Origin of the sequence: Bradyrhizobium murdochi (genome assembly GCF_000472965.1) — a bacterium.
GTDB classification, from domain to species: Bacteria; Pseudomonadota; Alphaproteobacteria; order Rhizobiales; family Xanthobacteraceae; genus Bradyrhizobium; species Bradyrhizobium murdochi.
On the sequence record NZ_AXAU01000008.1, the window covers coordinates 213760 to 238044 of the forward strand.

Genomic DNA, 24285 nt, shown 5'->3' on the forward strand with positions numbered 1-24285 from the left:
CGTAGCACGATCAGGCCCAGGCGCGCTCTTTCTTAAGCTTGGCCTCGTAATCGTCGATCGACGACTTCTTTTCCATGGTGAGACCGATGTCATCGAGGCCGTTCATCAGGCAGTGCTTGCGGAACGGATCGATCTCGAACTTCACCTTCCCGCCGTCGGGGCCGCGGATCTCCTGGTTGGGAAGATCGATGGTCAGCGTGGCATTCGCCCCGCGCTCGGCGTCGTCGAACAGTTTGTCGAGGTCTTCCTGCGAGACGCGGATCGGCAGAATGCCGTTCTTGAAGCAGTTGTTGTAGAAGATGTCGCCGAACGAGGTCGAGATCACGCAGCGGATGCCGAAATCGAGCAGAGCCCACGGCGCGTGCTCGCGGCTCGAGCCGCAGCCGAAATTGTCGCCGGCGACCAGCACCTTGGCGTTGCGATAGGCCGGCTGGTTGAGGACGAAGTCTGGGTTTTCGCTGCCGTCGTCCTTGTAGCGCTGTTCGGAGAAAAGGCCCTTGCCGAGGCCGGTGCGCTTGATGGTCTTCAGGTACTGCTTCGGAATGATCATGTCGGTGTCGACATTGATGATCTTCAAGGGCGCCGCGACGCCTTCCAGTGTGGTGAACTTTTCCATCGATCGCACTTCCCGGTTGAAAAGGTGGGACGGGCCGGTGATTTATCGCGAATATGGCCCCGGCAAAAGGCCAATTTGCGCATAGGCCGCCTGTTTTGGCGCGAACCGGCCTAGTCCGCGGCGGCCTCGATCGCCTCCATGTCGGCGTCCGACAGCCCGAAATGGTGTCCGATTTCGTGGATCAGGACGTGGCGGACGATGTGGCCCAGCGTTTCCTCATGCTCCGCCCAGTAGTCGAGGATCGGGCGGCGGTAGAGCCAAATCATGTTGGGAAGCCGGGCGATGTCCTGGTTGCTCTGCTGCGGCAGGCCGACGCCCTGGAACAGGCCGAGCAGGTCGAATTCGCTCTGCGCCTGCATCTCGTCCAGGACCTCGTCGGTCGGAAAATCGTCCACGCGGATGATCACGCCCTCGCACAGGGTACGAAATCCCTTGGGCAGGCGCTCGAACACCTCATGCGCCATGGCTTCCATTTCGGCGAGCGAGGGCGCTTTTGCTTCGGTCCACATCAGGACGTATTTAGCGTGTGTTATGCCCAGACGCATACTAGTTTTGCGAGTTGATTTTGACGCGCCAATCGGTGACCGTACCGGGGGATCAGTTTTGGGTGGGCTTCAATGATGCGAATTGTGACGGTCGCCATATCGGCTGCCTTGGCCGGGCTTTTGCTCCCTGACGTGGCGGCCGCGCAGGCGCAGACGGCGTCATCGGCGCTGCGGACCGCGCAGGCGCCGCAGCCGATCGTCACGGATGTTTCCGCCCAAGGCCGGCGCCCGCTGCGGCGCGTGCCGATCTATCGCAGCGAGCCGTGGGCTCCGAGTGTCTACCCGCGCTACAACCCAGGGCCGAACGCCGTGCGCGATTGCACCGCACATTACGTGCAGGAGTACCGGCCGAGCGGCACGGTAATCGCGCCGCGCATGAACTGCTGGTGGCGGCCGGGCTAGACCCCTCTCTATTTTTCTGTCGAGCATTTTGCGACAGGCGCCGAGTCGGGTTCTGTAGACAAACACTGTTGATGTTGCTGACGATCGTCTGCGCAAGTTGTGCGCGCGAGATCGCGGCAAGCAGCATCTGTTCATGTTCGTGGCGCATTCTTCATGTTCATGGCGCACTCATTCACACCTCATTCAAGTCACTTGCTTCAGTCTGTGCACGTGTCGCGGCGATGCCGTTAGTTGATGCAAGCCATTCGGCGCAGACGTGCATCCGACGACCCGAGGAGACTGGATATGCAGGTAGTGAAGGTTTTTGGGCTTGCCGCCGTTGGCGCCTTGCTGGCGTTTGCCGCTCCGGCCGAGCGTGCCAATGCGCTGTCGCTCAGCAATCCCGGCGCCGCCGCGGCGGTTCAGGAGGATGCCAGGTTGGCGACGACGGAAGTGCATTGGCGACATCACGGCTACCATCGCGGCTACCATCACCATCATCATCGGTGGCATCGCTGGCACCACCACCATCATCGCCATCACCACCATCATCATCGTCACTGGCACCGCTGGTGATTGCGGCAGCTTGGTGCAGATGCCCACAGGCCCGCTTCATCGCGGGCCTGTTTCGATTTCAGCGGTCGCCTTGAAACTGGCGAGATTACCGCCCGTTATCTCTGACATCAGCTTCAGCAAGAGGAGTCCATCATGAGGAGCTTGATCTCTGCAGCCCTTGTCGTCGGCGCGCTCGCGGTCGCCGGGCCGGTGGCGATTGATAGGGCCGCCGCGGCGCCGCAGGCGAAGGCGCAAAGCGCCGGCACATCCGACGCTACCGATTTGAGCGCGCAACGGCGCTACTATCGTCACTATGGCTATTATCGTCCGTACTACCGTCCGTATTATCGCCCTTATTACTACCGGCCCTATTACGCGCGCCCTGTCTACTATCGGCCGTATCCTTACTACGCGCCCGCGCCGTTCACCTTCGGCATCGGGTTTGGGCCGTTCTGGTAGTAAGCGTGCACAACTTCTGTCAGCCGCAGAAATCTCTTCAACGCGCTTTCCTGCGCATTCATCGCTGAGGTCGGCGCATTCATGGCGCGTTCACGTGTCTGTCTCTAACGTCATGTTGGGAGCGATCGCAGAGGACGCGACGCGAGCCAGCCGCAGAGCAGCGCGCGTCGCCGGTTAGGGAGGATAAATCCATGACAACATCCGATCCTGGACGCGGCCTGGTCCGCCGTCTGGGCGTTACGGCTGCGGCAGTATTCGCGCTCGCAGCGGCATCACAACAGCGCGCCGAGGCGCTTTCGCTAGCGACCCCCGGCACGGCGCCGTCAGCGAAATACGCAACCGACGGACTGACGACCGAGGTTCAACAGCGCGGCCCGATGATCGGCGGTGGCTTCCGCGGCGGCGGCGGTGGCGGTGGCGGTTTCGCCGGCGGTGGCTTTCGCGGTGGTGGCGGCGGCGGTTTCCATGGCGGTGGCTTCCGCGGCGGCGGAGCGGCCTTTCATGGCGGCGGCTTCCGCGGTGGCGGCGCGGCCTTTCACGGCGGCGGGTTTAGAGGCGGTGGGTTGGCGATCCACCGTGGCGGCTTTCGTCCGGCACCCGTCTTCCATGGCGGCGGACACCGCTTCGTACATCGTCACGCCTTTCATCGCCCACACTTCCACCATCGGCACTTCCACCACCGGCGTCACTTCCACAGCCGCTTCTACATTGCGCCGGCCTACTACCCGGCCTACTATTATCCGCGCCGCTGCCGGGTGATCTTGACCTATTACGGGCCGCGCAGGATCTGTCGTCCGTGGTGGCGCCACCGCTATTATGCATACCGGTATTGGTAAGATCAGGCTGAAACGAAACAGGCGCCCGGTTCGGCGCCTGTTTTTCGAGCGGGGATTGGATCCCAATCAGCGCAATGCCAATCCTAGCTTTCCCAAGGCTTGATCTTCCACGGAGTGAGCTTCTCCATCCGCCACTGCTGCCAGTGCTCCGGCGGCCAGTGACTGAGGCGCGAGGCTTCCTTGGTGGCGACAGGCTGCAGGTCGACGATGTGCCGCGTCCTGCGCCGCCGCACCTGCCGCGTCGCCTCGCTGATCATATCGACAAATTCAGGCTTGTCGGTCACGGCAAAAGTCCCTCGCGAAAGCGCTTCGCAAGGGACCAGTGTGTGCTCTTGCCTGTTAACGGGCCGTTTCCGGAACGTCTCGCTATCTAGACAAAGGAAGCGTTAACGCCATTCTCTGACGTCAACGAAATGCCCCGCGATCGCCGCAGCCGCAGCCATCGCGGGCGACACCAGGTGGGTGCGGCCCTTAAAACCTTGGCGGCCCTCGAAATTGCGGTTCGAGGTCGAGGCGCAGCGCTCTTCCGGCCTCAGCTTGTCTGGATTCATCGCAAGGCACATCGAGCAGCCCGGCTCGCGCCACTCGAAGCCGGCCTTGATGAAGATCTTGTCGAGGCCTTCGGCTTCAGCCTGTTCCTTCACGATGCCGGAGCCCGGCACGATCATCGCGTTGACGTTGGCGTTAACGGTCTTGCCTTCGGCGATCTTTGCGGCGGCGCGCAGATCCTCGATGCGGCCGTTGGTACAGGAACCGATGAAAACGCGATCGAGCTTGATGTCGGTGATCTTCGTTCCCGCCGTCAGGCCCATATATTTCAGCGCGCGGTGCTTTGAGAGCCGCTTGGCCTCGTCCTCGATCTTGTCGGGATCGGGCACGAAGCCCGAGATCGACACCACGTCCTCGGGCGAGGTACCCCAGGTCACGATCGGCGGCAGTTTTGCCGCGTCCAGCCGGATCTCGTGATCGAAATGCGCGCCCTCATCGGAACGCAGCTTTTCCCAATAGCGCATTGCGGCGTCCCAATCGGCGCCCTTCGGCGACTTCGGGCGGTCTTTCAGGAACTCGAACGCCTTTTCATCTGGGGCGACCAGGCCGGCGCGGGCGCCGCCTTCGATCGACATGTTGCAGACCGTCATGCGGCCTTCCATCGTGAGCGCACGGATCGCATCGCCGGCATATTCCAGCACGTAGCCGGTGCCGCCCGCGGTGCCGATCTCGCCGATGATCGCGAGGATGATGTCCTTGCCGGTGACGCCGTCGGGCAACTTGCCGTCGACCACCGCGCGCATGTTCTTCGCCTTCTTCTGGATCAGCGTCTGCGTCGCCAGCACGTGCTCGACTTCGGACGTGCCGATGCCATGCGCCAACGCTCCGAACGCGCCATGGGTGGAGGTGTGGCTGTCACCGCAGACGATGGTGGTGCCGGGCAGGGTAAAGCCCTGCTCGGGGCCGATCACGTGCACGATGCCCTGGCGCTTGTCGAACTCATTGTAATATTCGATGCCGAATTCCTTGGCGTTCTCCGCCAGCGCCTTGATCTGCTCGGCGCTCTCAGGGTCGGGATTGGGCTTGGTGCGATCGGTCGTCGGCACGTTGTGGTCGACGACAGCGAGCGTCTTCGCCGGCGCGCGCACCTTGCGCCCCGTCGCGCGCAGGCCTTCGAACGCCTGCGGCGAAGTCACCTCATGGACAAGATGGCGGTCAATATAGAGCAGGCAGGTGCCGTCTTCGGCTTCGTGCACCAGATGGTCGGTCCAGATCTTGTCGTACAGCGTGGTCGGTTTGGACATGAGCGTAAGCTCCAAAGGAAATTCTGTGTGAGCGGTTAAGCGCGAAAGGCGCAAGCAACAGACGTCGCAGTGTCAAGCTGCGCGCGTAAGCTCGGACGTGGCCGACGTCGTGAACCGCCCGAAGAAGCGGCCAGGCAGCCGCGAGCGGTCGTCGATGACGACGAGCTGGGCGGTGCCGAAGGCGGCGCTGGTGCGATCTAGAACCATTCTGATTTTCTAACACAGGGGCCGCGGCTGCCACAATCAATCGATTTGGGCAGGGGGCATGATCTAGATAGGCATGGCGCAACAAAAAAGCGCGGGGCAAAACCCCGCGCTTTTGTCGCATCCCTTGCGAGAGAAAGTTACTCGCCGACGGCGGCTGCGCGGTCCTGCTTCTCGACGATGCGGGCCGACTTGCCGCGCAGGCTGCGCAGGTAATACAGCTTGGCGCGGCGTACCTTGCCGCGGCGCACCACCTTGATCGAGTCAATCATCGGTGACATCACCGGGAACACGCGCTCCACGCCTTCGCCGTAGGAAATCTTGCGGACGGTGAAGCTCTCGTTGAGCCCGCCGCCGGAACGGCCGATGCAGACGCCTTCATAGGCCTGCACGCGGGTGCGCTCGCCTTCGACAACCTTGACGTTGACGATCACGGTATCGCCGGGGCCGAATTCGGGGATCGACTTGGTCGCCGACAGTTTTTCGAATTGCTCTTTTTCGAGCTGTTGAATGAGGTTCATTGAAATCTCCATCGGCGGCGCGCCCAGCCTTTCGGGGGCTGCGCAAACGTCCATCTATCCTGCGCGTGTGCGGATTTGGCGCCCGTATAAGGCATCGGCTCGCGCTTGTCACCCTTCTGTCGTTTTTTTTGTGCCTTTTTGGCCGCCCCTCGCCGCCCATAAATCCGGCCGCCGCGCCCGAGTCAGGGCCTCGGCTTCGGCCCTCCGCCAAGCCGCCACCTTGGCATGATCGCCGGAGATCAGGATTTCGGGGATGCCGCGGCCCTCGAACTCCTGCGGTCGCGTAAATTGGGGGTATTCTAGTAATCCCTCGGAGAAGCTTTCGTCTACGCCCGAGGTCTGCTTGCCCATCACCCCCGGCAAAAGCCGCACGCAGGCGTCGATCAGGGCCATCGCGGCGATTTCGCCTCCTGACAGCACGTAGTCGCCGACCGAGACCTCTTCGAGGTTCCGTGCCTCGATCACCCGCTGATCGACCCCCTCGAACCGGCCACAGACGATCAGAGGTCCGGGACCGGCGGCGAGCTCCGCCACCAGCGACTGGGTCAATGGCCGACCCCGCGGGCTCATCAGCAGGCGCGGTCGGTCGGGAGAGATATCCGCGGCGTCGATCGCCGCGGCCAGAATGTCCGCCCGCAGCACCATGCCGGGACCGCCGCCGGCCGGGGTATCGTCGACGCTGCGATGCTTGTCGGTCGCAGAATCCCTGATATCGCGCGCTTCCAGCGTCCATAGGCCGGAGGCCAGCGCCTTGCCCGCGAGGCTGACGCCGAGCGGCCCGGGAAACATCTCGGGGAAGAGGGTGAGAATCGTAGCGCGCCAGGTCATACAAAACCCATCACGTAAGCGTCGGGGCGTCGTCGCCTTCGATTTCCTGCGGCAGTTCGATCACCACGCGGCCACTGGCCAGATCGACCGTCGGCACGACTGCATTGGTGAACGGCAGCAGCATAGTGGTGCCTTGCGGGGGCGCGATCTCGATAATGTCGCCGGCCCCGAAATTATGAATCGCGATCACGCGGCCGAGCGGCTCGCCCGCGGCGTTGACGGCGGCAAGTCCGATCAGGTCGGCGTGGTAATACTCGCCCTCGTCGGTCTCAGGCAATTTGTCGCGGGCGACATAGAGCTCGAGGCCATTGAGGCGCTCGGCGTCCTCGCGGGTGGCGATGCCCTTCAGCGTCGCCACCAGATGGTCTTTGGCCTCGCGGACATGCGTCACCTCGAACTGGCGCACGCCGTCTTTGGTCATCAGCGGGCCGTAATTCTTTACGGCCAGCGGATCTTCGGTGAAGGTCCACAGCTTCACCGCGCCGCGCACGCCATGCGCAGCGCCGATCCGGGCGACGCAAATATGAGAGGCCATTACCGGGCCTCATCCTTCGAGACGTGCGCTAAGGCGCACTCCTCAGGATGAGGGGATAGTTCCTCATGCTGAGGAGCACGGCGAATGCCGTGCGTCTCGAAGCATGAGGCCACGATCATCGGAGAGCCTTACGCCTTCGCGGCGGCTTCGGCGCGAGCCTTGCGCTCCTTGCGCGGCACGGCCTTTTCCGGGTTGTTGCGGGCGGCGCGCTTGACGACACCGGCCGCATCCAGGAAGCGCGTCACGCGATCCGACGGCTGCGCGCCCTTGGCGAGCCAGGACTTCACCTTGTCCATGTCGAGCTTCAGCCGCGATTCATTGTCCTTCGGCAGCAGCGGATTGAAGTAACCGAGACGCTCGATGAAGCGGCCGTCGCGGGGAAAGCGCGAATCGGCGACGACGACGTGATAGACCGGACGCTTCTTGGTGCCTGCGCGAGCGAGGCGGATAACGACTGACATTTAGTTCTCCTGTTAAATACGAATTGGATGATTGAACTTGTGCGTTGCCGTCATCGCTTCGCTGCGCTCGCAATGACGAAAGAGGTCATTTCTTCTTCCCCGGGAAGCCGCCGAGGCCCGGCAAGGTCGGCTTGCCGCTGAGGCCCGTAAGGCCCGGCAGATTCGGCAATCCCTGGCGCAGGCCGATCGGAAGATCCTTCGGCAAATTCGGCAGGCCGCCTGGACCGGCACCGCCCTGCATCTTGTCCGCCAGCGCCTTCATCTCTTCCGGCGAGGGCGGCTTCATGCCGCCGCCAAAACCCATCGCCTGCGCGATGCCGGCGAGCGGGCCGCGCTTGCCCGAACCCATCGCCTTCATCATGTCGGCCATGTTCCGGTGCATCTTTAAGAGCTTGTTGACCTGCTCGACATTCTGGCCGGCGCCGGCGGCGATGCGCTTCTTGCGGCTGGCCTTCAGAATGTCGGGGTTCTTGCGCTCAGCCCGCGTCATCGAATCGATGATCGCGACCTGGCGCTTCAGAATCTTGTCGTCGATGCCGGCTGCCGCAATCTGGTTCTTCATTTTGGCAATGCCCGGCATCATGCCCATCAAGCCGCTGATGCCGCCCATGTTCGCCATCTGCAGCAACTGCTCGCGCATGTCGTTGAGGTCGAACTGGCCCTTGCGCATGCGCTCGGCGGTGCGCGCAGCCTTTTCGGCGTCGATATTCGCCGCCGCGCGTTCGACCAGCGACACCACGTCGCCCATGCCGAGGATGCGGCCGGCAATGCGGCTGGGGTGAAAGTCTTCCAGCGCGTCGGTCTTTTCGCCGGTGCCGATCAGCTTGATCGGTTTTCCCGTGACCGCACGCATCGAGAGCGCGGCGCCGCCGCGGCCGTCGCCGTCAACGCGCGTCAGCACGATGCCGGTGAGGCCGACGCGCTGATCGAAGGCGCGCGCGAGGTTGACGGCGTCCTGGCCGGTCAGGGAGTCCGCGACCAGCAGCACTTCATGCGGACTGGCCGTGGCTTTGATCTCGGCCGCCTCGCTCATCATCTCTTCGTCGAGCGTGGTGCGGCCGGCGGTGTCGAGCAACACCACGTCGTAGCCGCCGAGCTTGCCGGCTTCGAGCGCGCGTTTGGCAATTTGCGCCGGCTTTTGCCCCGTCACGATCGGCAGCGTCGGAATGTCGAGGTCGCGCCCCAGCACGGCCAATTGCTCCATCGCCGCCGGGCGGTAGATGTCGAGCGAGGCCATCAGCACCTTGCGCTTGTCGCGCTGGGTCATGCGGCGGGCGAGTTTTGCGGTGGTGGTGGTTTTGCCGGAGCCCTGCAGGCCGACCATCATGATCGCGACCGGAGGCACCGCGTTGAGATCGATGGTCTGGCCGTCCGCGCCGAGGGTGGCGACCAGCTCGTCATGGACGATCTTGACCACCATCTGGCCTGGCGTGACCGACTTGACGACAGTGGCGCCGACCGCCTGCTCGCGGACGCGCTCAGTGAAGCTTCGGACCACCTCAAGCGCAACGTCGGCTTCCAGCAGCGCGCGGCGCACCTCGCGCATCGCTGCGTCGACGTCCGCCTCCGACAGCGAGCCGCGGCCCGTCAGCCGATCGAGTATCCCACCAAGCTTTTCCGACAGATTGTCGAACAATGCCGTTGTCCTGTTGCTGCCCTTGCGGGCGCTGTGTCGATCCACTCACTCCTGTCATCACCCGCCTTGTGCGCAATTGCGCACTGGGGCGGGTGATCCAGTATTCCAGAGCAGCTCGCTTGAACCGAGAAGCTGCGGCGTACTGGATACCCCGTCTTCGCGGGGTATGACGGTCAGGTATGTGCCTTGGCATCGCCTGCCAAAACGATATTCCAAACACTTTCGCGCCCGAGGGCGCATCGCGCTGTCGGGCGTTGGCCTCCGGTCTCATGGGCCGGGCGGCGGGTCGAAAAGAACGTCTTTCCGAGAAAGTGGGCGGGTTAAACCCCCGGCTGGGGTGAAAGTCAAGGAGAAACTAGGGCGTAATGCCCTGCGATTGAGGCGCAAGGCTTTGATGTTGCTGTGTTTTTTAGATGGAGGGTGGTCGGCGATGAGGCTTCCTTTCGTCGCATGTTCCAAGTTGAACCCGCGCACTCCATATAACGCCCCATGTCTCTTGTTCTCTCTCGTCTGTCGTGATGCCTATCACCCGCCGCCGCGTCTTTGCAGTGCTCGCCGGAGCCGCCACGGCCATCGGCGTGCCGTCTGTCTGGATCAGCAATATGAAAACCCATGACGGTCCCGTCTCCGATCATTTCGACGGCATGCGCTTCTTCGATCCCGACGGCGTGCCGCCAAAATCATTGGCGGACGTGCTGCGCTGGCAGTTCGGCACCGACCGCAAGCGCGCGAGCTGGCCCGATTGGGTGCCGAATGCCCAGAGCGATACGCCGCCGCCGCGCGTTTCCGGCAACAAGGTGCGGCTATCCTTTGTCGGCCATGTCTCCTGGCTGATCCAGACGCGGGATCTCAATATTCTCGTCGATCCGGTGTGGTCGTTGCGGGCCTCGCCAGTTTCATGGGCCGGGCCGCACCGGCACAACGATCCCGGCATTGCATTCGACGCACTGCCCAAGATCGACGTGGTGCTGGTCTCACACGGCCATTACGACCATCTCGATATCGCGACGCTGTCAAAACTCGCCGAAAAGTTTTTGCCGCGCGTGATCACGCCGCTCGGCAATGACGTCACCATGCGCGATGCGGATGCATCGATCAAAGCCGAGGCGTTCGACTGGCAGGATCGCGTCGAGCTCGGCAATGGCATCGCGGTGACGCTGGTGCCGACGCGGCACTGGTCGGCGCGCGGCCTGTTCGACCGCAACAAGGCGCTGTGGGCGAGTTTTGTGCTGGAGACGCCGGCCGGCAAACTCTACATCGTCTGCGATTCCGGCTATGGCGAAGGCACGCATTTCCGCCGCGTGGCCGAGCAGCACGGCCCGCTGCGGCTGGCGATACTACCGATCGGTGCCTATGAGCCGCGCTGGTTCATGAAGGATCAGCACATGAATCCGGCTGATGCTGTGAAGGCGCTGGCCGATTGCGGCGCGCAAGAAGCGCTGGCGCACCATCACGGCACGTTCCAGCTCACCGATGAGGCGATCGACGCCCCGGTCAATGCATTGGCCGATGCGCTGAAGGAAGCGAAGATTCCGCCCGAGCGGTTCTGCGCGCTGAAGCCGGGGCAGGTGGTGGAGATTTGATTTAGAGAGCGGCGTTACGCCCTCATGGTGAGGAGGCGCGTAGCGCCGTCTCGAACCATGTGGCCCGTGGCCCATCCTTCGAGACGCGCGCCGCAGGCGCGCTCCTCAGGATGAGGCCGAGTGCTTGGCGGGCGATGCTACTACTGCGCCGCCTTGATCGCCCAGGACACGAGCACTGTCACCGAGAGCGTCTCCTCGCCTTGCGCCACCGGTGCGCCGGCGGCCATCGGGGCTGCCATCTTGCCGCGATGTAGCGGCACGGGCGCGCCTTCCTCGGTGATGCTGATGGGGTCGCCGAGCGTCACGCCGGCAGTCTTGGCGTAAATCTCGGCCTTGCGGCGGGCGTCCGCGACCGCCTTCTCGCGGGCCTCGTCGAGATATTTGGATGCCTGCGTCACGCTGAAGTGGATGCCGCCGATGTCATTGGCGCCGGCGCCGACCAGCACGTCGATCAAGTTCGCAACCTTGGTCACGTCGCGGATTTTGACCGTGACGCGGTTGCTGGCGCGATAGCCGACGATCGGCGAGGGGCCGGCGCGATTTGGCGCAAATTGCGGCTGCAGCGACAGCCGCGAAGTCTGGTAGTCCTTCTCTTCGATGCCGGCGCCCTTCAGCGCCAGCAGCACCTTGCCCATCGCCGCGTTGTTGGCATCCGACGCCTCGCGCGCGGTCTTGGCGTCCGACGTCACGCCGCCGTCGATCTGGGCCTGATCGGGCGCCACCGATACGTTCGCCTCGCCGGTCACGGAGATCGCGGGCGGCGGCACTGTCTGCGCCAATGCCGGCGCGGCGAGCCACGTCGCGGCAACGACGGCAAGGGCAAGCGGGTGCTTCATCCCGATCACCTCAGCGGCACATAGACGTTGATCACCAGCTTGTCCTCGGCCGTCTTGAGGGGATCGGTGATGTACTCCTCGATGAAAGTGTCTTTGGCTTCCAGTTTCTTGTCGTCGAGGTGATTGGTGATCGCCTCATAGGTGTTGTCCATGTTGTCGTAGGAGCCGCGATGGACGAACTTCAGCGCCTTGCCCTCGGGCGACTTGCCCATGCTGATGTCCTTGGTCAGGTTCTTGACGTCCTGGTCGACCGGAATCTCTGCCAGATACGTAAAACCGGTATCGTCGGTCGAGGTGTAGACGATCATCGAATTGCCCGTGGCCTTGATGCCCTGCTTGTCGAGCAACGCGGTCAGCGCCTTGAACGAATCGATCAGGGTGTCGAACGCCGCATCCCAGTTGGCGGTGCCCTTCATCACCAAGACTTTCTTGGGCTCCAGCGTGAACTCCTCGCCGAAGGGGTCGGCGTTCTGGACGCTGGCGGCGGGCGGCGGGGGTACGGGCGTCGGGGCTTTCTCCGCGGTCGGGACATCCGCCGGAGACTTGGTTTCGGCCGGCGGCGGGACCGGCACCGGGCTGGGCGTCGCCGACGGGTTTGTGGCCGGAGGGGCTGAGGGCGCCGGCGATTGCGCCAGTGCGGCCCCGCCAAACGCAACCATGGCGAGCGCGGCCACGGCCGCACGGAAAGTGCTGATACGGTTCATTTCAGGTATTCTCCATCCACCCCACCTGGCGGCGGCATGTTCCGGGTCCGCGCCCGCCAGGATGGGCGCTATTCCTAACACGCAAGGGCCGTTTTCGTCCCATGACAGATGCGTCACAGGCCCCTGCACTGGTCAACGCGCCATCATTCGCCATATAAGGCAGGCATAAATTGGGAAATTCCATGAGCGCGCTGGCCAACCACGCATTTGCCAAAATGAACGGCATCGGCAACGAAATCGTCGTGGTCGACCTGCGCGATTCCAAGGCAGCCGTGACGGCCGAAGAGGCGCGTGCGGTCGCTTCGCCCGCGGGCGTGCCCTATGACCAGTTGATGGTATTGCAGCCGCCGCGGCTACAGGGCACCGAGGCTTTCATCCGCATCTACAACAATGACGGCTCGGAAGCGGGCGCCTGCGGCAACGGCATGCGCTGCGTGGTGCGCCACCTGTTCGAGAAGACCGGCCAAACCGCCGTGACGTTTGAGACCCGCGCAGGGCTGTTGAATTGCTGGCAGGGCCCGGCGCCCGACCTCTACACCGTCGACATGGGGGCGCCGAAGTTCGGCTGGCAGGACATTCCGCTGGCGGAAGAATTTCGCGACACCCGCTACATCGAATTGCAGGTCGGGCCGATCGATGCGCCGGTGCTGCATTCGCCGTCGGTGGTCTCGATGGGCAATCCGCATGCGATCTTCTGGGTCGACGATGTGAATGCGCATGACCTCGAGCGCTTCGGGCCGCTATTGGAAAACCACCCGATCTTTCCGGAGCGCGCCAACATCACGCTCGCCCATATCGTCGATCGCGATCACATCACGATCCGCACCTGGGAGCGTGGCGTCGGCTTGACCAAGGCCTGCGGCTCGGCCGCTTGCGCAACCGCGGTCGCCGCCGCCCGGCTGAAGCGCGCCAATCGCTCGGTCGAGATCACGCTGCCCGGCGGCAAGCTTGCCATCGAATGGCGCGAGCGCGACGACCACGTGCTGATGACGGGGACGGCCGATTTCGAGTATGAAGGCCGCTTCGATCCCGCGCTGTTCGCCAACGTCGCCTGAGCGCCATGAGCGTCGACGTCCTCACGTTCGGCTGCCGCCTCAACGCCTTCGAATCCGAGGTGATCGCCCGCGAGGCGGAGCGCGCCGGGCTTTCCGATACCGTCGTCATCAATAGCTGCGCGGTCACCAATGAGGCCGTGGCGCAGGCGCGGCAATCGATCCGCCGGCTGAAGCGCGAACGGCCGGATGTGCGCATCGTCGTCACCGGCTGCGCGGCGCAGACGCAAGCAGAAATGTTTGCCGAAATGGCCGAGGTCGATCGCGTTGTCGGCAATGACGACAAGATGCGGGGCGAAGCCTGGCGCGATGCGCGCGCGGCGTTCGATCTGGGCCTTGGAGTCGGGACAAGCGAAAAGATCGCGGTCGCCGACATCATGGCGGTCAAGGAGATGGCGCCGCATCTGCTTGACGGGTTCAAGGCCGGCTTGCCGCGCGTGTTCGTGCAGGTGCAAAACGGCTGCGACCATCGCTGCACCTTCTGCATCATCCCCTATGGCCGCGGCAATTCGCGCTCGGTGCCGATGGGAGCGGTGGTGGATCAGGTGCGGGCGCTCACCGAACGCGGTCATGCCGAGATCGTGCTCACAGGCGTGGACCTGACGAGCTACGGCGCCGATCTGCCGGGGGCGCCGAAGCTCGGGCAACTGACAAAGCAGATTTTGCGTCACGTGCCGGAGTTGAAGCGCCTGCGGATTTCGTCGATCGATTCCATCGAGGCCGACCGCGATCTGCTCGACGTCATTGCCGAGGATGAGCGGCTGATGCCGCATCTGCATTTGTCGCTGCAATCCGGCGACGATCTCATTTTGAAGCGGATGAAGCGGCGGCATTCGCGGCAGGATGCGATCGAGTTCTGCGCGCAGGTGCGGCGGCTACGTCCGGACATTACGCTCGGCGCCGATATCATCGCGGGCTTTCCGACCGAGACGGAAGAAATGTTCGCGCGCTCGCAGGACCTGGTGGAGGAGTGCGATCTCACCTTCCTGCACGTGTTTCCTTACTCCAAGCGCCCGGGTACGCCGGCCGCACGGATGCCGCAGGTGGCGGGCGAGGCGATCAAGGCGCGGGCGAAGCGGTTGCGCGCGATGGGCGAGGCCGCATTGCAGCGACGCTTGGCGGCAGAGGTCGGCGCGACGCGCCAGGTTTTGATCGAGAGCGACAAACAGGGTCGCACCGAGCATTTTCTGCCGGTTGCGATATCAGGCGAAAAGCCGGGAGAGGTTCGGGCGCTGACGGTGAAGGGCCATGATGCTGCGCGGCTGACGGTGTGAACCGCCTCTTCCCTTCTCCCCTTGTGGGAGAAGGTGGCGCGCAGCGCCGGATGAGGGGTTATTTCCGCGGAGACAGACCCCTCATCCGTCTCGCTGCCGCTGCGCGTCCATAGCCGATGCAAAGCATCGGCGTCCTTCTAAGTACGGCGGCCGACGGCCGCCTATGCCACCTTCTCTCACAAGGGGAGAAGGGAAGTAAGCACGCTCCCAGCTACTCCCCGTTCCACCCACACGCCCTGAGCCGTTCCCGCATATGCTCCGGCGCCGGCGCGACCACCCGCACCGGCTCCTTGTTCTTCGAGATCGGAACCACGATCTCGCGGGAATGCAGGTGCAGGATCGGTTCGCCGAAGCGCGGACCATTGCCGTAGATATTGTCGCCGACGATCGGCCAGCCCATCGCTGAGGTGTGCACGCGCAATTGGTGGGTGCGGCCGGTGAGGGGTTCCAGCGCCAGCCAGGCGAGACCGTCGCTGCGGCCGAGCACTTTCCAGGTGGTGGTGGCTTTCTGGCCCTCCGGGTCCGGCTTCTGCCACCAGCCGCGCTCGGCGTTCAGCCGTCCGAGCGGCATGTCGATGGTGCCTTCATCTTCGGCAGGTCCGCCTTCGACCACGGCCCAATAGGTCTTTCCGACCTTGCCGTGCTTGAACAAGAGGCCGAGCGAGGCAGTGGCCTTGCGGTGGCGTCCCAGCACGAGACAGCCGGAGGTGTCCTTGTCGAGCCGGTGGGCCAGCACCGGCGGGCGCGGCAGGCCGAATCGCAAGGCATCGAAGGAAGCCTCCAGATTGGCGCCCCCCTTGGGGCCACGATGCACCGGCAGGCCGGCCGGTTTGTCGATGACCAGCATCAGCCCGTCGCGATGGAGCACGCGGGCCAGGATTTCGTCTCCCGTCAATCCCTGGACGTCGATCGATGTCCTGGGAACATCAAAGGCCGTCCCGGGCACATCAAGGGATGGCCCGGGTACATCAAGGGATGGTCCGGGAACAGCAAAGGATTTGTTGTGACTTCCGCTCATGGCGCGAAACCGCTAACACGTCCCCGACATGAGCGATACCACTCCTGGAACCCCCAAACTGAGCTGGTGGCGGCGGCTTTCGAGCGGCCTGAAGCGGACTTCGAGTTCGCTTGGGTCGGCCGTCGCCGACCTCGTCACCAAGCGCAAGCTCGACCGCGCCATGCTCGACGATATCGAGGATGTGCTGCTGCGCGCCGATCTCGGCACCGCGGTCGCGGTGCGGATCGCGGATGCCGTCGGCGCCGGCCGGTATGACAAGGCGATTTCCGCCGACGAAGTGAAGACGGTTGTCGCGACGGAGGTCGAGAAGGTGTTGGCGCCGGTGGCGAAGCCGCTGGAGATCGACGCGGCGCAAAAGCCTTTCGTCATTCTCGTGGTCGGCGTCAACGGCTCCGGCAAGACCACCACCATCGGCAAGCTTGCCGCGAAACTGAGCGCCGAGGGCCGCAAGGTGATGCTGGCAGCGGGCGATACGTTTCGTGCCGCCGCAATCGAACAGCTCAAGGTGTGGGGCGAGCGTACCAAATCGCCGGTCGTTGCGGGCGCGCAGGGTTCGGATTCAGCGAGCCTCGCCTTCAACGCGCTGAGCGCGGCGAAGGAACAAAAGCTCGATGTGCTGCTGGTCGATACGGCGGGACGGCTGCAGAACAAGGCCGAACTGATGAATGAGCTGGAGAAGGTCGTTCGCGTCCTCAAGAAGGTCGACGCGTCGGCGCCGCATGCGGTCCTGCTCGTGCTCGATGCGACGGTGGGACAAAATGCGCTGTCGCAGGTCGAAGCGTTTCATCGTACCGCTGGCGTCACCGGGCTTGTGATGACGAAACTCGACGGCACTGCGCGCGGCGGCATTCTGGTGGCGCTGGCGGAGAAATTCAAACTGCCGGTGCACTTCATCGGCGTCGGCGAAGGCATCGATGATCTCGCGCCTTTCACCGCGCGGGACTTTGCGAACGCGATTGCAGGAATCGAGTAATGGACAAGAAAGTACCGCATCCGCTGTTCAAGCTTGCGACCGAACTCGGTCCCTTGCTCATCTTCTTCGTCGCCAATGCCAAGTCGAACCTGTTCGTCGCCACCGGCGCATTCATGGTGGCGGTGGTGGCTGCGATGGTCGCGTCTTACATGGTGACGCGGCATGTGCCCATGATGGCGATCGTCACTGCGGTCGTCGTCGTCGTGTTCGGCGCGCTGACGCTGATCCTGCATGACGAGACCTTCATCAAGATGAAGCCGACGATCGTCTACACGCTGTTCGCCGCTATTCTCGGTGGCGGCTTGCTGTTCGGCCGCTCCTTCATCGCCATCATGTTCGACCAGATGTTCAATCTCACCCCGCACGGCTGGCGCATCCTGACCGCGCGCTGGGCGTTATGGTTCTTCGCGATGGCGGTGCTGAACGAGATCATCTGGCGCACGCAAAGCACCGACTTCTGGGTTACCTTCAAGGTCTTCGGCATGGTGCCGCTGACGATGCTGTTTGCCGTAACACAGATGCCGCTGATCAAGCGCTATCATCTGGAACCGGCTTCGCTGGAGGTCAGCGAAGCGGAAGCCGGGGATGTGAGCAAGGGGTAGGGTGGGCCGCTTGTTCGGCTATGCTCCCTCGCCCCGCACTTGCGGGGAGAGGGTCGGGGTGAGGGGTCTCTCGTCGTAAGGACTATCGGTTGTGGCAAGCGCCTCCTCGGCCCCTCACCCGAAATTCCCGCTTCGCGCGAATTTCGACCTCTCCCCGTCAAGAACGGGGAGAGGTTAGTAAGCGGCCTCAGCTCTTCTGCTTGGCGATGATCTTGTCCTTGATCTTGTCGTAGGTCGCCTGCGGGACGATGCTCTTCTGCACCAGCTCGTCCTTGCCCTTGTACGGGCGGCCCTTGATGATCTTCTCCGAATAGGCCTTCCCGACGCCCGGCAGCGCATCGAGCTGCTCGGCGGTCGCGGAATTGATGTCCAGCAGCTCGGCCTTCGGCGCCGGTGCCATCTTCGACTCCGAGGCCTTTGGCGCGGGAGCCATCTTGCTGTCGGACTTGGCCGGGGGCTGCGCGGTCTGGGCCATCGACGGCGTTGCCGTCAGCGTGCCCAGCGCGAGCGTAGTGGCGAGAAGAGAAGCGAGCGTGAAATGACGCATATGGGTGTCCCTCCCAAGGACGGTTCAGGTAACGCACCAAAGCTAGCTGCGAATTCATGGCGGCGCCATGGCCGCGAAATGAACGATAGATAAAAGCGGGAGATTATTTGACCCTCATGGTGAGGAGCGCGTCTTCGCGCGTCTCGAACCATGAGGCCCGTGGCTATCCTTCGAGACGCCGCGGAGCCTGTCATCGGGCGCGCATTCGCGCGACCCGTTGGCGGCTCCTCAGGATGAGGACCGTGTTCAACTTCCCGCCTTCAACGCCTTCTCGATTTCGACTTTCAGCACGCTATCGAGATTGGCCGGCGTCACCGGCCCGACCAGCTTGTAGCGGATGGTGCCGTCGCGGCCGACCACGAAGGTTTCGGGCACGCCATAGACGCCCCATTCGATCGAGCCGCGGCCGTTGCCGTCGACGCCGACTACGGTGAACGGATTGCCGTAGCGGCCGAGGAAGCGGCGGGCGTTGTCGGGAGAATCCTTGTAGTTGATGCCGACGATCTGCAGCCGCGTGTCGCTTGCCAGCGCGGTCAACAGCGGCGCCTCATCGTGGCATGGCACGCACCAGGACGCCCAGACATTGACGACGGAGACCTTGCCCTTGAACACGGCCGGATCGAGGCCGGGGACGGGCGTCCCGTTGTGGACGAGGCCCTCCAGCGCGGGCAACGTGGTTTGCGGCGCCGGGCGGCCGATCAGGGCGGAAGGGATCCTGGAGGGGTCACCGCCGTAAAGCCGCAACAGAAACAGTCCGGCGACCGCCAGAAAGCCGATCAGCGGCAGCGCCACCACCCAGCGCCGGCTGCGCGGTTGATCGGATGTTGCAGGCGCGCGCATCAAATCTCCGTCGCCTGGCGGCCGGAGCGCCGGGTTACGCCAGAGGCCTCGAGTTCACGCAGGCGCTCCTTCTGATGGCGATAGTCGAGCGCGATCCAGCCGATCAGGATCAGCACGGTCGCCGCGACCAGCGCGTAAGAGGTCACGATAAACGAGGCATAGGGTCCGAGCGAGGTCACGTCATGCCGCCTGCTGGCTGGCTTGCATCATCTGCAAGCTGCGTACGCGGCGGCGCAGGATCTCGTTGCGCATCGCCGCCAGGTGCAGCGTCATGAACAGCAGCGAGAAACCGACCGCCATCACGAGCAATGGAATCAGGAACGCCTTGTCGAGCGAAGGTCCGCCCATCCGCAGCACCGATGACGGTTGATGCAGGGTATTCCACCAGTCGACCGAGAACTTGATGATCGGCAGGTTGATCGCGCCGACCAGCGTCAGCACGGCGGCGGCCCGTGCCGCCCGCGACGGGTCCTCGACCGCACGCCATAGCGCCATCAGACCGAGATACATCAGGAACAGGACCAGCACCGATGTGAGTCGCGCGTCCCATTCCCAATAGGTGCCCCACATCGGCCGCCCCCACAGTGAACCCGTGACCAGCGCCAGAAACGTGAACGCCGCTCCGATCGGCGCGGCGGCCTTGGCCGCGACGTCGGCGAGCGGATGCCGCCATACCAGCGTGCCCAGCGCGGCGACGCTCATGACGCCCCAGACGAACATCGAAAGCCACGCGTTCGGCACGTGAATGAACATGATCTTCACGGTGGCGCCCTGCTGGTAATCGTCGGGGGCCATCGCCGCCTGATAGCAACCGACCAGCAAAAGGATCGCTGTCGCGCCCGCAAGCCACGGCAGCGCGCGCGCCGTCAGCGCGAGAAATTTCGAGGGATTGGCGAGGTCGATCAGCGTCATGGCATCCTGATAGTCGTCAGCGGCGGAGCAGGCAATGCGGCATGGTTTGTTTCACATCCCCTCCGCCAGAGTTGATCGGTGTCAACGAGTTCAGTCCAGACCGTGCCGCAGGCTGGCCGCGGCGGCAAACGGTCCGACCACGAAACTAACCAGCGAGAGCGCGCAAAGGATCGAAAACGGAGTTCCAAACGATAGCGGGCCGGTAATGGCGGCTTGCGAGGCAGCAACGCCGAAGATCAGCACCGGGATCGATAGCGGCAGCACCAGTACCGCGAGCAACAGGCCCCCGCGGTGCAATGTCACGGCGAGCGCCGCGCCGATCATGCCCGTGAACGTCAGCGCCGGCGTCCCCACCAGCATGGTCAGCGCCACCGCCGAGGTCGCCGCGGCGTCGAGGTTGAGCAACAGCCCGAGCACGGGCGTCGCCGCGATCAGCGGCACGCCGGCCGCGAGCCAATGCGCCAGCGCTTTCGCGGCACACGCGAGTTCCAACGGTGTCCGGCCCATCACGATCACGTCGAGCGAGCCGTCCTCATGATCGGCCGTGAACAGCCGATCGAGCGTGAGCAGGCTGGCCAACAGCGCGCCGAGCCAGAGTATGGCGGGGCCGAGCCGGGCCAATAGTGGCAGATCGGGCCCGATGGCAAACGGCATCAGCACCGTGACGGTGAGGAAGAACAGCACGCCGATCAGCGCCCCGCCGCCGACGCGCAGTGCGATCTTAATGTCCCGGCGAATCAGTGCGGCGAGGGCGGTCATGCGAGGCGCCCCAAGCGAGTGCTTTGTGCACTCCACTGGAGGCGTGGGTGCAGCTCGCTCCCTCCCCCCTTGCGGGGGAGGGCGGGGGAGAGGGGTAGCCCCGGAAAAGGTGTTTGATGGATGCGCTTGTTGCGCGGGGCCCAACCGAGAGAGAAATGCACCATCACTTCCCGCCCCCCATCCGCAGTTCCCGCGCCTCAATGCCGAGCGGAGTGTGTGTCGCCGCAACAATGATGCCGCCGCTGGCCAGGTGCTCGCGCATCACGCCCACGAATAATTTCTGTCCGGCGGTGTCGAGCGCCGAGGTCGGCTCGTCCAACAGCCAGACCGGCCGTCGCACCACCAGCAGCCGCGCGATCGACAGCCGCCGCCGCTGGCCGGCCGAGAGGAATGCCGCCGGCAGATAAGTGGCGTGGCCGAGCCCCACAGCAGTGAGGCACTCGCTGACGTTGCCGGTCGCCCCACCCAGAAAATCGCGCCAGAACGACAGGTTTTCCGCAACGCTCAACGCAGGCTTCAGCGCATCGCGGTGGCCCAGATAGTGGGATTGCTCAGGCAAGGTCAGCTCCGCCTCGCCGCCTTCCAGGCCGATCGACCCGCCCGCCGGCACCAGGAGACCCGCAATCAGGCGCAGCAGCGAGGTCTTGCCCGAGCCGTTCGGGCCGACCACCGCCAGCGCTTCGCCGCAAGCGGCCTCGAAATCGAGGCCCGAGAACACCTCTCGGCCGCCTCTGACACAACTGATCTGGCTTCCCGAGAGCCGCATTTTGCTTCGTCACAGCCCTCTGAAATTGATGGGTACCGCGTCAGAATTTGTGGGTACCGCATTGCTGCAGCACGTTTGTCGCTGTGGCGGCGCTTCTAGAAAGATTCTATAAGCCCGGAACTTGATGCAGCACACAATCGGCGGCTGCAAGCCAAGAAGCCAGCCTTCCGCTGACGGTGTTAAAATACCCTTGCCGGGTATAACTAGAATTTGGGATTTCCTGACATGACCTCGCTCGACAGCTTCAAATGCCGCAAGACCCTCAAGGTCGGCAGCAAGACCTATGTTTATTACAGCCTGCCCGCCGCCGAGAAGAACGGTCTGAAGGGAATTTCCAAGCTGCCTTATTCGATGAAGGTGCTGCTCGAAAACCTGCTGCGCAACGAGGACGACCGCACGGTCAAGAAGGCTGACATCGTCGCGGTTTCGAAATGGCTCCGTAAGCGCAAGCTCGAGCACGAGGTCGCGTTCCGCCCGGCACGCGTGTTGATGCAGGATTTCACCGGCGTGCCGGCGGTGGTCGATCTCGCCGCGATGCGTAACGCGATGCAGGCGCTCGGCGGCGATGCCGAGAAGATCAACCCGCTGGTGCCGGTCGATCTCGTCATCGACCACTCGGTCATCGTCAACTTTTTCGGTGACAACAAGGCGTTCGGCAAGAACGTCGTCGAGGAATACAAGCAGAACCAGGAACGCTACGAATTCCTGAAATGGGGCCAGAAGGCGTTCTCGAATTTCTCGGTCGTGCCGCCCGGCACCGGCATCTGCCACCAGGTCAATCTCGAATATCTCGCGCAGACGGTGTGGACCAAGAAGGAGAAGATGACGGTCGGCAAGAAGACCGGCACCTTCGAGGTCGCCTACCCGGATTCGCTTGTTGGTACCGATTCGCACACGACCATGGTCAACGGCCTTGCCGTGCTCGGCTGGGGCGTCGGCGGCATCGAGGCGGAAGCCTGCATGCTCGGCCAGCCGCTGTCGATGCTGCTGCCGGAAGTCGTCGGCTTCAAGCTCAAGGGCCAGCTCAAGGAAGGCGTCACAGCAACCGACCTGGTGCTGACGGTCACGCAGATGCTGCGCAAGCAGGGCGTGGTCGGCAAATTCGTCGAGTTCTTCGGCCCTGGCCTCGACTATCTCTCGGTGGCGGACAAGGCGACGATCGGCAATATGGCGCCGGAATACGGCGCCACCTGCGGTTTCTTCCCGGTCGATGCCGCGACCATCGATTATCTCAAGACCTCGGGCCGCAAGGCCGACCGCGTCGCGCTGGTGGCGGCCTACGCCAAGGCGCAGGGCCTGTTCCGCACGGCGAAATCGGCCGACCCGGTGTTCACGGAAACCCTGACGCTCGACCTCAAGGACGTCGTGCCGTCGATGGCGGGCCCGAAACGCCCCGAAGGCCGTGTTGCGCTGCCGGCGGTTTCCACCGGCTTCGCGACCGCGCTCACCAGCGAGTACAAGAAGCCTGATGCGGCTGCGAGCCGCTATCCGGTCGAAGGCCGGGATTTCGATCTCGGCCATGGCGACGTGGTGATCGCCGCGATCACTTCCTGCACCAACACCTCCAACCCGAGCGTGCTGATCGGCGCGGGCCTGCTGGCGCGCAACGCCGCCGCCAAGGGGCTGACGGCCAAGCCGTGGGTGAAGACCTCGCTCGCTCCGGGCAGCCAGGTGGTTGCGGAATATCTGGCCAATTCCGGCCTGCAGAAGGATCTCGATAAGGTCGGCTTCAACCTGGTCGGCTTCGGCTGCACCACCTGCATCGGCAATTCGGGCCCGCTGCCGGAGGACATTTCGAAGTCGATCAACGACAACGGCATCGTTGCCGCGGCCGTGCTGTCCGGCAACCGCAATTTTGAGGGCCGCGTCAGCCCGGACGTGCAGGCAAACTACCTGGCGTCACCGCCGCTGGTCGTCGCCTATGCGCTGGCGGGCACGGTGACCAAGGACCTCGCGGTCGAGCCGATCGGCACCGGCAAGGACGGCAAGCCGGTGTATCTGAAGGACATCTGGCCGACCACCAAGGAGATCAATGCTTTCATGAAGAAATTCGTGACAGCCACGATCTTCAAGAAGCGCTACGCCGACGTGTTCAAGGGCGACACCAACTGGCGCAAGATCAAGACGGTCGAGAGCGAGACCTATCGCTGGAACATGAGCTCGACCTATGTGCAGAACCCGCCCTATTTCGAAGGCATGAAGAAGCAGCCCGATCCGATCTCGGACGTGGTCGACGCGCGGATCCTGGCGATGTTCGGCGACAAGATCACCACCGATCACATCTCGCCGGCCGGCTCGATCAAGCTGACTTCGCCGGCTGGAAAATTCCTCAGCGAGCACCAGGTGCGACCCGCCGACTTCAACCAGTACGGCACGCGGCGCGGCAACCACGAGATCATGATGCGCGGCACCTTCGCCAACATCCGCATCAAGAATTTCATGCTGAAGGGCGCTGACGGCAATATTCCGGAGGGCGGACTAACCAAGCACTGGCCCGACGGCGAGCAGATGTCGATCTACGACGCGGCAATGAAGTATCAGCAGGAAAGCGTGCCGCTGGTGGTGTTCGCGGGCGCCGAATACGGCAACGGCTCCTCGCGCGATTGGGCGGCGAAAGGCACCCGTCTGCTCGGCGTCCGCGCCGTGATCTGCCAGAGCTTCGAGCGCATCCATCGCTCCAACCTGGTCGGCATGGGCGTGTTGCCGCTGACCTTCGAAGACGGCACGTCGTGGACATCGCTCGGCCTCAAGGGCGACGAGACGGTGACGATTCGCGGGCTCCAGGGTGATTTGAAGCCGCGCCAGACCCTGACGGCCGAGATCGTGTCCGGCGACGGTTCGCTGCAGCGCGTGCCGCTGCTCTGCCGCATCGATACCCTCGATGAGCTCGAGTACTACCGAAACGGCGGCATTCTGCATTACGTGCTGCGCAAACTCGCGGCTTAACGCGGATTTGTGATCGGTGCCTCACTTCGAAGTGAGTAGCGAGCAAAGAGAAGGCGGCCTATGACAGGGCCGCTTTCGTGCGTCTGGGGCACACCTTTGGGAT

29 protein-coding genes are annotated in these 24285 nt (G+C 63.7%); 9 read left to right on the forward strand and 20 right to left on the reverse strand.

All coding sequences use genetic code 11. The features are described from left to right. Window positions 1-10 precede the first annotated feature (10 nt). Window positions 11-616 (reverse strand): 3-isopropylmalate dehydratase small subunit, encoded by a 606-nt coding sequence (gene leuD / locus YUO_RS0117530; protein WP_028348459.1) that lies wholly within the window; start codon window positions 614-616, stop codon window positions 11-13. Between the two features lie 110 nt (window positions 617-726). Then, window positions 727-1125, reverse strand: a complete 399-nt coding sequence (locus YUO_RS0117535) for a metallopeptidase family protein (protein ID WP_028348460.1) — start codon at window positions 1123-1125, stop codon at window positions 727-729. Window positions 1126-1233: 108 nt separating this feature from the next. Between YUO_RS0117535 and YUO_RS0117540 the strand changes: the two genes are divergently transcribed. From YUO_RS0117540 to YUO_RS0117550, 3 genes are all read left to right on the forward strand, one after another. After that, window positions 1234-1563: a hypothetical protein gene (locus YUO_RS0117540; protein ID WP_028348461.1), complete on the forward strand. Its 330-nt coding sequence runs from the start codon at window positions 1234-1236 to the stop codon at window positions 1561-1563. Window positions 1564-1848: 285 nt separating this feature from the next. Beyond that, the gene (locus tag YUO_RS44790) at window positions 1849-2118 is read left to right on the forward strand and encodes a hypothetical protein (RefSeq protein ID WP_083754616.1); all 270 of its coding nucleotides are present in this window, start codon (window positions 1849-1851) and stop codon (window positions 2116-2118) included. Between the two features lie 132 nt (window positions 2119-2250). After that, window positions 2251-2556 (forward strand): hypothetical protein, encoded by a 306-nt coding sequence (locus tag YUO_RS0117550; protein ID WP_028348463.1) that lies wholly within the window; start codon window positions 2251-2253, stop codon window positions 2554-2556. Window positions 2557-2879: 323 nt separating this feature from the next. Here YUO_RS0117550 and YUO_RS48665 read toward each other — a convergent pair whose 3' ends face one another. From YUO_RS48665 to ffh, 9 genes are all read right to left on the reverse strand, one after another. Continuing rightward, window positions 2880-3251: a hypothetical protein gene (locus YUO_RS48665; RefSeq protein WP_028348464.1), complete on the reverse strand. Its 372-nt coding sequence runs from the start codon at window positions 3249-3251 to the stop codon at window positions 2880-2882. Between the two features lie 224 nt (window positions 3252-3475). Beyond that, the gene (locus YUO_RS0117560) at window positions 3476-3676 is read right to left on the reverse strand and encodes a hypothetical protein (RefSeq protein ID WP_028348465.1); all 201 of its coding nucleotides are present in this window, start codon (window positions 3674-3676) and stop codon (window positions 3476-3478) included. Window positions 3677-3778: 102 nt separating this feature from the next. Continuing rightward, window positions 3779-5185, reverse strand: coding sequence for a 3-isopropylmalate dehydratase large subunit (gene leuC, locus YUO_RS0117565; protein ID WP_028348466.1), 1407 nt, complete (start codon window positions 5183-5185; stop codon window positions 3779-3781). Window positions 5186-5257: 72 nt separating this feature from the next. Continuing rightward, window positions 5258-5392 (reverse strand): hypothetical protein, encoded by a 135-nt coding sequence (locus tag YUO_RS48480; protein WP_256441681.1) that lies wholly within the window; start codon window positions 5390-5392, stop codon window positions 5258-5260. Window positions 5393-5529: 137 nt separating this feature from the next. Continuing rightward, window positions 5530-5910, reverse strand: coding sequence for a 50S ribosomal protein L19 (gene rplS / locus YUO_RS0117575; protein ID WP_028348467.1), 381 nt, complete (start codon window positions 5908-5910; stop codon window positions 5530-5532). 108 nt (window positions 5911-6018) lie between these two features. Then, window positions 6019-6738 carry a tRNA (guanosine(37)-N1)-methyltransferase TrmD gene (trmD, locus tag YUO_RS0117580; RefSeq protein ID WP_028348468.1) on the reverse strand — a complete coding sequence of 240 codons (720 nt, stop codon included), beginning with the start codon at window positions 6736-6738 and terminating at the stop codon, window positions 6019-6021. A 10-nt stretch (window positions 6739-6748) separates the two neighbouring features. Further along, entirely contained in the window at window positions 6749-7273 is a 525-nt protein-coding gene (gene rimM, locus YUO_RS0117585) for a ribosome maturation factor RimM (protein WP_028348469.1), read from the reverse strand. 128 nt (window positions 7274-7401) lie between these two features. Further along, window positions 7402-7734 carry a 30S ribosomal protein S16 gene (gene rpsP / locus YUO_RS0117590; RefSeq protein ID WP_028348470.1) on the reverse strand — a complete coding sequence of 111 codons (333 nt, stop codon included), beginning with the start codon at window positions 7732-7734 and terminating at the stop codon, window positions 7402-7404. 85 nt (window positions 7735-7819) lie between these two features. Beyond that, on the reverse strand, window positions 7820-9370 hold the full coding sequence (gene ffh, locus YUO_RS0117595) for a signal recognition particle protein (RefSeq protein WP_028348471.1): 1551 nt from the start codon (window positions 9368-9370) through the stop codon (window positions 7820-7822). 518 nt (window positions 9371-9888) lie between these two features. Between ffh and YUO_RS0117600 the strand changes: the two genes are divergently transcribed. Continuing rightward, window positions 9889-10953, forward strand: coding sequence for an MBL fold metallo-hydrolase (locus tag YUO_RS0117600; protein WP_028348472.1), 1065 nt, complete (start codon window positions 9889-9891; stop codon window positions 10951-10953). Between the two features lie 140 nt (window positions 10954-11093). Here YUO_RS0117600 and YUO_RS0117605 read toward each other — a convergent pair whose 3' ends face one another. Continuing rightward, window positions 11094-11789, reverse strand: a complete 696-nt coding sequence (locus tag YUO_RS0117605; protein WP_028348473.1) for an SIMPL domain-containing protein — start codon at window positions 11787-11789, stop codon at window positions 11094-11096. A 5-nt stretch (window positions 11790-11794) separates the two neighbouring features. Continuing rightward, a complete protein-coding gene (locus YUO_RS0117610; protein WP_028348474.1) occupies window positions 11795-12493 on the reverse strand; it encodes a GyrI-like domain-containing protein in 699 nt (232 codons plus the stop codon). Window positions 12494-12675: 182 nt separating this feature from the next. Here YUO_RS0117610 and dapF point away from each other — a divergent pair, with 182 nt between their 5' ends. Together dapF and mtaB are read left to right on the forward strand one after the other, a co-directional pair. After that, window positions 12676-13548: a diaminopimelate epimerase gene (gene dapF / locus YUO_RS0117615; RefSeq protein WP_028348475.1), complete on the forward strand. Its 873-nt coding sequence runs from the start codon at window positions 12676-12678 to the stop codon at window positions 13546-13548. Between the two features lie 5 nt (window positions 13549-13553). Next, window positions 13554-14819, forward strand: a complete 1266-nt coding sequence (mtaB, locus tag YUO_RS0117620) for a tRNA (N(6)-L-threonylcarbamoyladenosine(37)-C(2))-methylthiotransferase MtaB (protein WP_028348476.1) — start codon at window positions 13554-13556, stop codon at window positions 14817-14819. Between the two features lie 211 nt (window positions 14820-15030). Here the strand turns inward: mtaB and YUO_RS0117625 are convergent, their stop codons facing one another. Continuing rightward, on the reverse strand, window positions 15031-15714 hold the full coding sequence (locus YUO_RS0117625; protein WP_028348477.1) for an RluA family pseudouridine synthase: 684 nt from the start codon (window positions 15712-15714) through the stop codon (window positions 15031-15033). A gap of 151 nt (window positions 15715-15865) precedes the next feature. Here YUO_RS0117625 and ftsY point away from each other — a divergent pair, with 151 nt between their 5' ends. After that, window positions 15866-16810, forward strand: coding sequence for a signal recognition particle-docking protein FtsY (gene ftsY / locus YUO_RS0117630; RefSeq protein WP_028348478.1), 945 nt, complete (start codon window positions 15866-15868; stop codon window positions 16808-16810). Then, on the forward strand, window positions 16810-17412 hold the full coding sequence (locus YUO_RS0117635) for a septation protein A (RefSeq protein ID WP_028348479.1): 603 nt from the start codon (window positions 16810-16812) through the stop codon (window positions 17410-17412). Before ftsY ends, YUO_RS0117635 begins: the two co-directional genes overlap by 1 nt. 187 nt (window positions 17413-17599) lie before the next feature. Here the strand turns inward: YUO_RS0117635 and YUO_RS0117640 are convergent, their stop codons facing one another. The 6 genes from YUO_RS0117640 to ccmA all read right to left on the reverse strand — a co-directional run bounded on the left by YUO_RS0117640 (window position 17600) and on the right by ccmA (window position 21236). Next, window positions 17600-17959 (reverse strand): ComEA family DNA-binding protein, encoded by a 360-nt coding sequence (locus tag YUO_RS0117640; protein WP_028348480.1) that lies wholly within the window; start codon window positions 17957-17959, stop codon window positions 17600-17602. A 246-nt stretch (window positions 17960-18205) separates the two neighbouring features. Further along, window positions 18206-18799, reverse strand: a complete 594-nt coding sequence (locus YUO_RS0117645) for a DsbE family thiol:disulfide interchange protein (RefSeq protein WP_028348481.1) — start codon at window positions 18797-18799, stop codon at window positions 18206-18208. Beyond that, the gene (gene ccmD / locus YUO_RS0117650) at window positions 18799-18978 is read right to left on the reverse strand and encodes a heme exporter protein CcmD (protein ID WP_028348482.1); all 180 of its coding nucleotides are present in this window, start codon (window positions 18976-18978) and stop codon (window positions 18799-18801) included. The genes YUO_RS0117645 and ccmD overlap by 1 nt, the downstream gene beginning before the upstream one ends. Window position 18979: 1 nt before the next feature. Next, complete coding sequence (locus tag YUO_RS0117655; protein ID WP_028348483.1) at window positions 18980-19711, reverse strand: heme ABC transporter permease; 732 nt, start codon at window positions 19709-19711, stop codon at window positions 18980-18982. 90 nt (window positions 19712-19801) lie between these two features. Next, window positions 19802-20470, reverse strand: a complete 669-nt coding sequence (ccmB, locus tag YUO_RS0117660) for a heme exporter protein CcmB (RefSeq protein WP_028348484.1) — start codon at window positions 20468-20470, stop codon at window positions 19802-19804. 163 nt (window positions 20471-20633) lie between these two features. Then, the gene (gene ccmA / locus YUO_RS0117665; RefSeq protein WP_028348485.1) at window positions 20634-21236 is read right to left on the reverse strand and encodes a heme ABC exporter ATP-binding protein CcmA; all 603 of its coding nucleotides are present in this window, start codon (window positions 21234-21236) and stop codon (window positions 20634-20636) included. Window positions 21237-21461: 225 nt separating this feature from the next. Between ccmA and acnA the strand changes: the two genes are divergently transcribed. After that, window positions 21462-24182 carry an aconitate hydratase AcnA gene (gene acnA / locus YUO_RS0117670; RefSeq protein WP_028348486.1) on the forward strand — a complete coding sequence of 907 codons (2721 nt, stop codon included), beginning with the start codon at window positions 21462-21464 and terminating at the stop codon, window positions 24180-24182. Window positions 24183-24285: the final 103 nt, after the last annotated feature.